The 11,966-nt window shown below is 63.7% G+C and carries 11 protein-coding genes; 4 read left to right on the top strand and 7 right to left on the bottom strand.

All coding sequences use genetic code 11. From position 1 onward, the window contains the following. Window positions 1–44: 44 nt before the first annotated feature. Window positions 45–551, bottom strand: a complete 507-nt coding sequence (locus AC1DYJ_RS10090; RefSeq protein WP_477280484.1) for a cytochrome b — start codon at window positions 549–551, stop codon at window positions 45–47. A gap of 199 nt (window positions 552–750) precedes the next feature. Between AC1DYJ_RS10090 and AC1DYJ_RS10085 the strand changes: the two genes are divergently transcribed. The 3 genes from AC1DYJ_RS10085 (at window position 751) to AC1DYJ_RS10075 (ending at window position 4,147) form a co-directional block, all read left to right on the top strand. Continuing rightward, a complete protein-coding gene (locus AC1DYJ_RS10085) occupies window positions 751–1,335 on the top strand; it encodes an SCO family protein (protein WP_477280483.1) in 585 nt (194 codons plus the stop codon). Continuing rightward, window positions 1,335–2,207 carry a 50S ribosomal protein L11 methyltransferase gene (locus AC1DYJ_RS10080; RefSeq protein WP_477280482.1) on the top strand — a complete coding sequence of 291 codons (873 nt, stop codon included), beginning with the start codon at window positions 1,335–1,337 and terminating at the stop codon, window positions 2,205–2,207. The genes AC1DYJ_RS10085 and AC1DYJ_RS10080 overlap by 1 nt, the downstream gene beginning before the upstream one ends. Before the next feature lie 95 nt (window positions 2,208–2,302). Further along, entirely contained in the window at window positions 2,303–4,147 is a 1,845-nt protein-coding gene (locus AC1DYJ_RS10075; protein WP_477280481.1) for an aminopeptidase P family protein, read from the top strand. 95 nt (window positions 4,148–4,242) lie between these two features. On the opposite strand, the gene AC1DYJ_RS10070 is transcribed toward AC1DYJ_RS10075, so the two are convergent. Both AC1DYJ_RS10070 and AC1DYJ_RS10065 read right to left on the bottom strand, forming a co-directional pair. Further along, window positions 4,243–4,539: an AzlD family protein gene (locus AC1DYJ_RS10070; RefSeq protein WP_477280480.1), complete on the bottom strand. Its 297-nt coding sequence runs from the start codon at window positions 4,537–4,539 to the stop codon at window positions 4,243–4,245. Continuing rightward, on the bottom strand, window positions 4,536–5,264 hold the full coding sequence (locus tag AC1DYJ_RS10065) for an AzlC family ABC transporter permease (protein ID WP_477280479.1): 729 nt from the start codon (window positions 5,262–5,264) through the stop codon (window positions 4,536–4,538). The genes AC1DYJ_RS10070 and AC1DYJ_RS10065 overlap by 4 nt, the downstream gene beginning before the upstream one ends. A gap of 114 nt (window positions 5,265–5,378) precedes the next feature. Here AC1DYJ_RS10065 and AC1DYJ_RS10060 point away from each other — a divergent pair, with 114 nt between their 5' ends. Next, window positions 5,379–6,137, top strand: coding sequence for an SDR family NAD(P)-dependent oxidoreductase (locus AC1DYJ_RS10060; RefSeq protein WP_477280478.1), 759 nt, complete (start codon window positions 5,379–5,381; stop codon window positions 6,135–6,137). Between the two features lie 9 nt (window positions 6,138–6,146). On the opposite strand, the gene AC1DYJ_RS10055 is transcribed toward AC1DYJ_RS10060, so the two are convergent. From AC1DYJ_RS10055 to AC1DYJ_RS10040, 4 genes are all read right to left on the bottom strand, one after another. Beyond that, window positions 6,147–6,842, bottom strand: coding sequence for a DUF2461 domain-containing protein (locus AC1DYJ_RS10055; RefSeq protein ID WP_477281709.1), 696 nt, complete (start codon window positions 6,840–6,842; stop codon window positions 6,147–6,149). After that, on the bottom strand, window positions 6,839–9,043 hold the full coding sequence (ligA, locus tag AC1DYJ_RS10050; RefSeq protein ID WP_477280477.1) for an NAD-dependent DNA ligase LigA: 2,205 nt from the start codon (window positions 9,041–9,043) through the stop codon (window positions 6,839–6,841). Before ligA ends, AC1DYJ_RS10055 begins: the two co-directional genes overlap by 4 nt. Window positions 9,044–9,190: 147 nt before the next feature. Beyond that, entirely contained in the window at window positions 9,191–10,864 is a 1,674-nt protein-coding gene (gene recN, locus AC1DYJ_RS10045) for a DNA repair protein RecN (RefSeq protein WP_477280476.1), read from the bottom strand. 144 nt (window positions 10,865–11,008) lie between these two features. Continuing rightward, window positions 11,009–11,878 carry an outer membrane protein assembly factor BamD gene (locus tag AC1DYJ_RS10040; protein ID WP_477280475.1) on the bottom strand — a complete coding sequence of 290 codons (870 nt, stop codon included), beginning with the start codon at window positions 11,876–11,878 and terminating at the stop codon, window positions 11,009–11,011. Window positions 11,879–11,966 lie beyond the last annotated feature (88 nt).

Genomic DNA, 11,966 nt, shown 5'->3' with positions numbered 1-11,966 from the left:
TCAAAAGTGGTCCCGGTTTTGAGATAACGACATGCATCAGAACTTCAAGCCTGCCGGAATGCCAGCATTCGCCGCAGCACGTCGGTCTTGAAGAAAAAATGCTGAACCAGTGCGCCTGCCGTGTGCATGAGCACCACATAGAGCAGGATGTTCTTGCCCAGCACATGCACCAGACTGGCCCCTGGCACACCAAGGAACCATGCGGCGGCGCCCGAGAGCGGCACGAGGAAGATAAGCGCGTAGATGACGAAATGCGTCGCCTTGGCGAGCAGTTTCAACGCAGGATGCTCCATACCCGACACCGGCGGAACGCCGCGCGTCGCCCTGAGCCAGACCCGCCATGAAGCCAGGACCAGCACCGCCAGGCCGATGACGACATGCATATAGGCCAGTGGCACATCCCCGGGCGAAGCCTCCTGCCCCCTGCGAAAGGCACGCCACACATGCTCCATGCCGTCATGGGCGAGGAACTGGATCAGGATCAGGGCCGCAATGCTCCAATGCAGCCCGATCTGGGTTTTCGAGTAGGAAGCAACGGACATATCCGACATTGGCTGGTTCCACAGTAAGAGAACAGACCGTCAAGATAGGTAGGGGCCCGAATCGGTCAAATTACGGTTTGGTAACTCCGGCCGCATCGAGAGCGGGTTGCGGCAACGCGGCATCTTTGCCTTGACCGCCGCTACCGGCTAAGACTGCCGCCGCAGGCGCCAATTCGGCGCCCATCAAAATCACGACGGACATTTCCCGATGATGCGTGCAATCCTGGTCGGCATTCTCGTTCTGATGGCGGCCGGCATCGGCTGGCTCACCTTCGACTGGTACAAGGGCCATTATGGCGGCGAGCCGTTCGGCGCCCCGTTCACGCTGGTCGACCAGAAAGGCGCCCCGATCACCGAAGCCGCTTTCCGGGGCAAACCCAGCATCGTCTTCTTCGGCTTCACCCATTGCCCGGAAGTCTGCCCGACCACTTTGTTCGAAATGGCCGGCTGGCTGAAGACGCTGGGCGACGACGGCAAAAACCTCAACGCCTACTTCGTGACCGTCGATCCAGAGCGCGACACGCCGCCGGTGATGAACACTTATGTCAGCAATTTCTCCGACCGCATCGTCGGCATATCGGGCGATCCCGACAAGGTGCACGCCATGGCGAAGTCGTTCGCCATCTACTGGAAGAAGGTCGACACCGGCGACGGCGACTACACGATGGACCACACCGCCTCTGCGCTGCTGCTCAATGCCAAGGGCGAGTTCTCCGGTACGATCGCTTACGGAGAGAGCGCCGACACCGCCATTGCCAAGCTGAAGCGGCTGGCGGCGGGCGCCAAAAGCTGATGGGTCAGACACGGCTCCATTTCATTGCTGGGAAGGTCGAGGCCGACCGTATCTTTGCCGCGCTCGAAGTGGCTTTCGAGGATGAAGGCCTGCCGATCGCCGTGCTCGAGGTCGACGAAGACCGCGACATCCACGAAGTCTCGCTCTACGCCGACGGCGATGTCGAGGGGATCGAGGTCCGGCTGAAAGATATCCTTTCTGGCCTCTCCCTGTCGAAGCCGATTGAACGCGAAGTGCTGCCCGATATCGACTGGGTGGCGCGTTCTCTGGAGGGACTGAAGCCGGTGCGCGCCGGGCGTTTCTTCGTCCATGGCGCGCATGACCGCCGGAAGCGTCACAGCGGCGAACTCGCCATCGAGATCGAGGCCGGCCTTGCCTTCGGCACCGGCCATCACGGCACCACCGCCGGCTGCCTGGAAATGCTGGAGCGGGTCGTGCGCCGCGAGCATCCGAAAAATGCTCTCGACCTCGGCACCGGCAGCGCGGTGCTGGCGATCGCGGTTGCCAAGCTGGCGCATATTCCAGTGCTGGCGACCGACATCGATCCGATCGCGGTCAGGGTTGCCGCCGCCAATGCCCGCCTCAACCACGTCAAGGCGCTGGTCGAAACGGTAACAGCGCCCGGCTTCCACCACCCGATCTTCGGCAAGCGCGCGCCTTTCGACCTCATCGTCGCCAACATTTTGGCGCGGCCGCTGATGCGGCTGGCGCCTGAAATGGCGAGGCATATCAGCCTCGGCGGCTCGATCGTGCTGTCCGGCATTCTCGATCGCCAGTGCAACGCGGTGATCTCGGCCTATGTCGGCCAGAATTTCCGCCATGTCAGGACCTTGCATCGCGAAGGCTGGGTGACCATCCACCTCAAGCATTAACTGGACCAATCCGAGCCTGTTGCGATTGTTGAAAATCGATTCCGGTTTTCCGGGCCATGCGCTACGGTCGCGCCAAGTACAGGAGGAAACCAGCCATGTTCCAGACCTTCGATTCCGCTGGCGATCCCAGCGTCGGCAAGCCGCGCGTGAAGCTGCTGCGGGAATGGCTGGCTAAGAATGGCCTCGATGGTTTCCTGGTGCCCCGCGCGGACGAACACCAGGGCGAATATGTCGCCGACCGCTCGGCGCGGCTGAAATGGCTGACCGGCTTCAGCGGTTCGGCCGGCGTCGCGCTTGTGCTGCGCGACCGCGCCTTCATGTTCGTCGACGGCCGCTACACACTGCAGGTACGTGGCGAAGTCGATCTCGACATTTTTGCCATCGAGAGCCTCGTCGACAATCCTCCGGCCGTCTGGATCAAGGACAATCTCGGCAAGGGCGCCAGGCTTGGCTTCGACCCCTGGCTGCACACGATCGCTGAGGTCAAGGCGCTTCAAGCCTCGGCAGAGCAATCCGGCGCGACGCTGGTGCCGCTGGACAAGAATCCGATCGATATCATCTGGAAGGATCAGCCCGAGCCGCCGGCAGCGCCGGTCGAAATCCACCCGATCGGCTTTGCCGGCGAACTGGCCAAGGACAAGCTGGCACGGCTGGCAGCGGCAATCGGCAAGGACGGCGCCACGCATGCGGTTCTGACCGACCCCTCCTCGATCGCCTGGGCCTTCAACATTCGTGGCGGCGACGTGCCGCACACGCCGCTGGCGCTAGGCTTCGCCATCCTCGCCGCCGATGGCAAGCACCAGCTGTTCATGGACAGCCGAAAATTTTCGCGCACCGTCGCCGCCTATCTCACCCAGCTTGCCGACCTGCATGAGCCCGGCGAATTCGAGGCGGCGGTCGTCGCCCTTGCCAAGGGCGGCGCAAAGATCGCGCTCGATCCGGTGCTGGCGGCGGAGAAGCTCAGAATGCTGGTCGAGGACAATGGCGGCACCTTTGTTGCCGCGCCTGATCCCGCCCGCATTCCGCGCGCCACCAAAAACCAGGCCGAAATCGCCGGCAGCCGCGCCGCGCATCGCCGCGATGGCGCGGCGGTGGCGAAGCTCTTGTGCTGGCTGGAGCGGCAGAAGCCGGGTTCGCTCGACGAAATAACCGTCGTCACCAAACTGGAAGAGACGCGCCGGCAGACCGGCGAGGAAACGCAGATGCCGCTGCGCGACGTCTCCTTCGACACCATTTCCGGCGCCGGCCCGAATGGCGCCATCATGCACTACCGCGTGTCGCGCGCCACCAACCGCAAGCTGGCAAAGGGCGAGCTGTTCCTGCTCGATTCTGGCGCTCAGTATCAGGATGGAACCACCGACATCACCCGCACCGTGCCGATCGGCCAGCCGACCGAAGAGATGCGCGAGCGCTTCACGCTGGTGCTGAAGGGCATGATTGGCATTTCGACACTGCGCTTTCCCGCCGGCACGCGCGGCTCGGAGATCGACGCGGTGGCGCGCATGGCGCTGTGGAAGCATGGCTGCGACTTCGCCCATGGCACTGGCCACGGCGTCGGCTCCTATCTCGCCGTGCATGAGGGGCCGCAGCGCATTGCCCGCACCGGCACCGAAAAACTGCTCGCCGGTATGATGCTGTCCAACGAACCCGGCTATTACAAGGAAGGCTCCTACGGCATTCGCATCGAGAACCTGATCCTGGTGACATCGGCCGAACCGGTGGAAGGCGGCGATATCGCCATGCACAGCTTCGAGACGCTGACGCTGGCGCCGATCGACGTCAGGCTGATACGCACCGACCTGTTGACCCGCGAGGAGTTGCACTGGCTGGATACTTACCATGCCTGGGTGCTGGCCGAGATCGGCCCGATGCTCGATGGCGAGACGCTGGCCTGGCTGGAGAAAGCGACAGCACCGCTGCCGCACGACGCCAAGATCTAACGAGAGCCTCTTTCTCCCCGTTTACGGGGAGAAATGCCCGGCAGGGCAATGAGGGGCAGCGCGTACTTTCGAAGCAATCGCGCCGGCAGACTTGCCTACCCAACGAACTGGCGCGCCAGAATCAGCACAGCAGCTCCGGCCAAGAACATCGCCATCAGCCCGCCACGCAGCGAGACCACAGCGGTGACGATCAGTGCCGCCCATTCCGCCGGCCCGGCGCTGAGCGCGGCGGGCGCCACCAGTGTCGTCAGCACAGCCGCCGGTACGGCATTGAGGCCGGCCTCGACGCGCGGATGGATGTGGTCGAAGCGCGAGATCACCAGATGGCCGCCGATGCGGGTGAGATAGGTGGCGACTGCGCCGGCAAGGATGATCCAGAAGGTCGTGCTCATCGCTTTGCCTCCACGCCGCTATGGTGCGGCGGCAAGATGACGGCCAGAAGCACGCCGGCAACGGCGCCGATGGAGACGTGCCAGGGCGAGCCCACCGTCTTGTAGGCAACGATCGAGGCGGCCGCGCTGGCAATCACCACCGGCAGCCACAGCGGCCGCTTGCGAAAGCCCAGCACAAGGCCAAGGAAATAGATCGGCAGCAGGAAATCGATGCCGAGTGCGTGTGTATCAGGGATCAGCTTGCCGAACACCGCGCCCAGCGCGCTCTCGATCACCCACAACACATAGACCGGCAGGCCAAGCCCCATATACCAGGCGAAGCCAACGATCTCGCCGGCTTCGGCCTTGCGCTCGGCCACCGCGAACTGCGGATCGGTGAGCACGAAATAGCCCAGTGCCTGGCTGATCACGGGCCAGTGTGCGATGCGCCGGCCGATGCCGGCGGAGTAGAGCACATGGCGAAAATTGACCGCGAAGATCGACAGCACGATCAGCCATGGCGCGACATGCTGGCCGAACAGTTCGATGCCGACCATCTGGCTGGCACCGCCGAAGATCAGCGCGCTCATCAAAGTCGCTTCGAGAACGGAAAGGCCATTGTCGACGGCAATGGCGCCAAACAGCAGCGCAAACGGCGCCGCAGCGACGACCACCGGTATAGACAGCCGCACGCCGTCCCAGAAATCGCTGGCCACAGATTTTTCGGTTAAGGTCTCTGCCGACATGTCACATTTCCCAATCGCGCTGTTATGTAGGAGTCAACGTTTGAAAAGTCAGACGAATTCGCTTGAGCCAACAGATCAGCGAAACTGATGTAACGGGGCGCGAAGGGGTTTCAGATGATCGCTTATGATTTCACCGGCAGGCACGCAGTCGTCACCGGCGCCGGCGGCGGCATGGGTGAAGCCATCACCTTGGCGCTGCTCGATGCCGGCGCCTCCGTCACCGCCATCGACATCAAGCCGCGTCCGGCCTCGCTTGCCGCCTATGACGACCGGCTCACCTTCGCCCAGGGCGACCTCACCGATGCCGCCTTTGTCGAACAGACCATCAATGCTGCCGGCCGCGCGCGCGGCCGCATCGACTATCTCGCCAATGTCGCCGGCGTGCTCTGGTTCGGCCGCGACAAGTCGGCCCTTGAAATGGATCTCGATGTCTGGGACCAGGTTTTCAACATCAATCTGAAATCCTTTGTCCACACGGCGCGTGCTGTCGTTCCGCATATGCGCGCGGGCGGCCGCGGCGGCGCCATGGTGCATTTCTCGACCATCCAGTGGTATCGCGGCGATCTCAAACCGCAGGACGCCTACCAGGCCTCCAAGGCCGGCGTCTGTGCGCTTTCGAAGTCGCTCGCCATGCAGTTGGCGGGCGATGGCATCCGTTCCAATTCGATCTGCCCGGGCATGGCGCTGACGCCGCTGCAGGCGCGCTGGGACACCGAGGAGAAGCGCGCAGCCGTTGCCGACTACACCCCGCTCGGCCGCATCGGCACGCCGCAGGACATGGCCAATGCCGCGCTCTTCCTGCTTTCCGACGCGGCGAGCTACATCACCGGCATTGAGCTCGCCGTCGACGGCGGTCTTTTGATGCGGATGTAGCCGTCCGGGCTAGCTCCGCGGCGCCGTGCCCTGGATCGCCCTGCCCCAGTCGAGCAGCGGCCTGGCGCGCAAGGTGAAGTCGACAAGCTCGTCGACCAGCGCCGGCGCGTGGATACCGGCCGGATCGATCATGTGCTGGACGTAGAAGTGCCGGTGGCGGATGGCGTCGACAAGATCGGGTTCGTTGACCTGCTCGAAGCCGCGCGGCGTGCGCTTCAAGCGGCCCTCGGTTTCGAGTTCGAAGCCGTTTTTCTTCAGCGTTGAAAGCAGTTTTCGGAACTCGGCTGGCCGGGCGATAATCGCCTTGCGCATTGCCAGCAGCAGCGGCGGCTCCGGGTTCCACCAGGCGACGTCGGCAAAGCAGCGGTCGATCCCGACATAGACGAAGAACACGCCCTGCTCCATCTTGGTGCCGTCCGGCGACAGCATGGCAGACAGATGCTGGTTGTAGGGCCGCTTGTCCTTGGCGAAGCGCACGTCGCGGTTGATGCGAAACAGCGACTTCTTGCGATCGCCGCGCAGGCCTAGTCCGGCGTCCGCGAAGCGCTCGGTCAACGTCTCGACCAGATCGCAGAACGGCTCGTGCAATTCGCTCTCGTATAGCGCCCGGTTCTCCTGGAACCATTCGCGGCTCTGGTGGAAGTCCAGCGCCTTCAGGAACGGGATGGCTTTTTGGCCAAACCCTTTGAACGAACCGCCGGTCATGCCTTGCCGACCCGTTGCAGCCATGTGTCCTCGTCGATGACCTCGACGCCGAGTTCGCTGGCAAGTTTCAGTTTGGAGCCCGCACCCGGCCCGGCGACCAGCAGATCGGTCTTCGCCGACACCGACCCCGCCACCTTGGCGCCGAGCCGCTCGGCCATCGCCTTGGCTTCGGAGCGCGTCATCTTTTCCAGCGTGCCGGTGAAGACGATGGTCTTGCCGGCAACTTCGCTGTCGGCCGAGACGGTGACGATGTAGGGCTTCGGCTTGACCTTTTCGAGCAGTCTGTCGAGCACGTCGTCGTTGCGCTCATTGCCGAAGAAATCGCGCAACGCATCGATCACCGTGTCGCCGATGCCGTTGATCGAGGGGAAGACGCTGTGCGGATCCTCGGCCTCCGCCGTCTCCTTGCCGACGCGGATCAGCTCCTCGATGGTCGAGAAGGTCTTGGCAAGCACGGCGGCCGTGGTTTCGCCGATATGGCGGATGCCGAGCGCGAAGATGAAACGGTCGAGTTCCGGCTCGCGGCGCGAATCGATTGCCGCGAACAGCTTGTCGAGGCCTTCATAGTTGCGGTCCTCGACGCCGCGCACATTCTTGCGCGCCTTACCCGATGCCGCCTCGCGCTGCCTGGCCTGCTCCTCGCGCCGCTCGGCCAGCGCCCTGGTGACGGCGGGACGGCGATCCCTGAGCGTAAAGATATCGGCGGCGGTCTTGACCAGTCCCGAGTTGAAGAACAGATCGATGTTTTCCGCACCCAGGCCCTCGATATCAAGCGCCCCGCGCGACACGAAATGGCGTAACCGCTCCACGGCCTGCGCGGCGCAGATCAGCTCACCGGTGCAGCGGCGGCGCGAATCCTCCTTGCCGGTCTTCTCGTTGATTTCGCGCGTCGCCGGCGAACCGCAGACCGGACAAATGTGCGGGAATTCGTAGGGCACGGCATCGCTCGGCCGCTTGTCGATGACGACGCTGACGATCTGCGGAATGACGTCGCCAGCCCGTTGTATGACAACCGTGTCACCGATGCGCACATCGATACCGTCGCGGATCGGCAGGCCGTTGCTGTCAAAGCCCTTGATGTAATCCTCATTGTGCAGCGTGACATTCTCGACCACCACGCCGCCGACAGTGACTGGCGCCAATCGCGCCACCGGCGCCAACGTGCCCGTGCGGCCGACCTGGATGTCGATTTTCTGCACCGTGGTCATTGCCTGTTCGGCCGGGAATTTGTGCGCGACCGCCCAGCGCGGCTCACCGGTGACGAACCCCCAGCGGCGCTGCAGTTCCAGCTGGTCGACCTTGTAGACGACACCGTCGATGTCATAGCCGAGCGACGAGCGCAGCTCCTCGATCTTGTGATACTGCGCGATGAGATCCTCGACCGATTTCGCCCGCACCATCAGCGGGCTGACCTTGAACCCCCACTCCGCGAATTTCTGCACGGATTCGTACTGGGTCGGCGCCGGGTCGGCCGTCGTGTAGCCCCAGGCATAGGCGAAAAATCTGAGGTTGCGGCTGGCGGTGACGGATGCATCCTTCTGACGCAGCGAACCGGCCGCCGTGTTGCGCGGATTGACATAGTCCTGGCCGCCGACCGCCGCCGAACGCGCCTTCAGCGCTTCGAATTCGGCATAGGTCATGTAGACCTCGCCACGGATCTCGATCGTCTCGGGCCAGCCCGAGCCTTTCAGCTTGGCGGGAATGTCGGCGATGGTCCTGAGATTGGCGGTAATGTCTTCGCCGACAGCGCCATCGCCGCGCGTCGCGCCCTGTACGAACACGCCACGCTCATAGCGCAGCGACGCCGAAAGACCGTCGATCTTCGGCTCGGCCGTAAAGGCGATGTCGAGATCCTTGTCGCGGTCGAAGAAGCGTCGGCCACGGTCGATGAAGTCGGTGACGTCCTCATCTGTATAGGCCTTGGCAAGGCTGAGCATGGGCACCGCATGGCGCACCTTGGCAAAGCCTTCCGCCGGCGCTGCACCGACCCTGAGCGATGGCGAATCCTCGCGCACCAGACCGGGAAAGCGCTCTTCAATGGCAAGGTTGCGCCGCCGCAGCGCATCGTACTCGGCGTCCGTGATCGTCGGCGCGTCTTCGGCGTGGTAGCGCCGGTCATGGCCGGCGATCTCCTCGGCCAGCCGCGCGAGCTCATCGGCGGCTTCGCTTTCGCTCAACGATTCGACTGGTTTTTCAGACATGCGGCGCGGTCCTCGAATTCTGGTGGGCCACTATAAATCAGGATTTGCCGGCAGCGAGATAGGTTGTGGAAAAATCAAACCCGAACAGCAGGATGCCGCCATATCCTGACTCGTTTTCGAAAGGCTATTTCCAGCATCTGCCGCCCCTTATGCAGCTGCAGTATTCTCTCGCAACAGGCGCTCCGCCGCCGCGCGCGCCTCGTCGGTGATCGTGGCGCCGGCCAGCATGCGCGCGATCTCTTCCTGGCGCGCCGCCCGGTCCATCTCGGCAATGCCGGTGGCGACCTTGTCCGAGCCGCCGGATTTGGAAATCAGGAAATGCGTCGACGCACGCGCCGCGACTTGCGGCGCATGCGTCACCGACAGCACCTGCACCCGCTTCGACAGCCGCGCCAGCCGCAGGCCAATGGCATCGGCCACGGCGCCGCCGACGCCGGCGTCGATCTCGTCGAAGACCAGTGTCGGCGCCGAGCCACGGTCGGCCAGCGCCACCTTGAGCGCCAGAAGGAAGCGCGACAGCTCGCCGCCGGACGCGACCTTCATCATCGGGCCGGGCCTTGTGCCGGGATTGGTGCGCACCCAGAACTCGACCTGGTCGATGCCTTCTTCCATGCGGTTTTCGCCATCACTGGTCAGCCCGACGATGAACTCGGCCCGCTCGAGCTTCAGCGCCGGCAGTTCGGCCATGACAGCCTTGGTCAGGCCGACCGCCGCCGCATGGCGAAGCGAGGACAGCTGGGCCGCCGAAACATCGTACGCCTCGCGCGCCGCGGCAGCCTGCTTTTCCAGGACATGCAGGCGCCCCTCGCCGGCGTCGAGATCGGCAAGGTCGGCCGACATCGTGTCGCGCAGCTGCGCCAGATCGTCGACCGCGACGCTGTGCTTGCGTGACGCCGCACGCAGCGAAAACAGCCGCTCTTCCGCCTTCTCCAGCCGCTGCGGATCATATTCGGTGGCGCGAAGCGCTGCCTCGACGCCCGATTGTGCCGCATCCAGCGACAGCATCGCCTCGTCCAGCGACTTCACCACATCCTCGAGCAGGCCCGGCGCTTCGCTCGCCTTGCGTTGCAGGCGCCGGAGCAGGCTGGCCAGCTGCGGCAGCGGCGAGGACGGCCCTGACAGCACGTCCTGCGCATCGTGTATTTCCGAGGCGATCTTTTCCGCCCGCATCATCGTGGCGCGCAGTTCGGCCAGCTGCGTCTCCTCGCCGGGCTGCGGATCGAGCTTTGCCAGTTCAGCCACCGAAGCCCTGAGATAATCGGCCTCGCGCGCCGCTGCCTCGACCTTGGCGCGATGTCTGGCAAAGTCCTGCTCACAGCCTCGCCAATAGCGCCACGCCTCGCCCGTCGCTCGTGCAGCACCGAGATGGCCGCCAAAACTGTCCAGCAATTCGCGATGCGCGCCAGGATCGACCAGGGCGCGCTCGTCGTGCTGGCCGTGGATCTCGACCAGCGCGTGGCCGATGTCGCGCATCAGGGTGACGCTCGACGGCTGGTCGTTGACGAAGACGCGCGTGCGCCCATCCGCCGTCTGCAACCGGCGCAGGATGATGTCGCCGTCATCCTCGATGGCGTTTTCGGCCAGCAGCGCGCGCACCGGGTGGTTGCGCGGCACGTCGAACACGGCAATCACCTGCCCCTGGGCCGCGCCATGACGCACCAGCGAAGCGTCGCCGCGCGCGCCAAGCGCCAGCGACAGCGCGTCAAGCAGGATGGATTTGCCGGCGCCGGTTTCACCGGTCAGCACGGAAAGGCCGGGCTGGAAGTCGATATCCAGCTTCTCGATCAGGACGATATCGCGGATCGACAGTCTGGAAAGCATCAGAACCCGAACCTATCGCATGTCGCCCGCCGACAACGGCATGCTTGAACAAAAACGGCGCCGCGGGAGTCGCAGCGCCGCACTATCTTTTTGTTTGAGCGTCGGATCAATCCGAAAAGCGCTGTGCCCGCTTCAGTAGAGGCGTCAGGCGCCGGTGATCAGCTTTCCGGCCTTGGATATCCACGACCCGGCATTCTCGCGCGGCTCAAGCCCATTGCTCTGCAAGAGCTTGTAGGAATCCTTGTACCACTGGCTGTCCGGATAGTTGGTGCCGAGCACGGCCGCGGCCGTCTGCGCTTCCGAGGCCAGACCCATCGCATAGTAGCTCTCGGTCAGGCGCGCCAGCGCTTCCTCGACATGGCGGGTGTTGGAATAGTTCTCGACCACATTGCGGAAGCGCTTGACGGCGGCGATGTATTCACGCCGCTCAAGATAGTAGCGGCCGATCTGCATCTCCTTGCCGGCGAGCTGGTCGTTGGCAAAACGGATCTTTTCCTTGGCATCGTCGACATATTCCGAGGTCGGCCAGCGCGTCACCAGATCCTGCATCGTCTGCACGGTCTGGCGTGCTTCCTTCTGATCCTGGGTGACGTCCTTGATCTGGCGGTAGTAGCTCAGGCCGATAATGTACTGGGCGTAGGCGGCGTCGTCGGTCGACGGATAGAGCGTGAGATAGCGCTTGGCCGAGCCGATCGCTTCGTCATAGTGGCCGGCGCGGTAATCAGCGAAGGCACCCATCACCATCGATTTGCGGGCCCATTCGGAATAGGGATGCTGGCGGTCGACGGCGTCGAACTTCTTGCTCGCCTCATCCAGGCGGCCGGCATTGAGATTGGCAAGGCCTTGATTGTAAAGGACGTCGGCCGGTTCGGTCTGGTCGACATAGGTCGACAGATCGACGTCTTTCTCCGACGACATGCAGGCCGAGAGGAACAGCGACGGCACAACCACCGAAAGCGCCAGGAAAACAGCCCTATGCGGCGCTTTCAATTGACCAACTCGCTTGAAGAACATGATTGGATTGCGCCCTTTCGGCGTTATTTCAATGCCTTTCGCATGGCGTTCCCTCAAAACTGGTCCCCACTTTTGAGCGACATGCGTC

The organism is Mesorhizobium sp. P2_B11 (assembly GCF_056404855.1).
The sequence above is the reverse complement of the archived record's forward strand: the minus strand, read 5'-3'. Positions and strand labels throughout refer to the sequence as shown.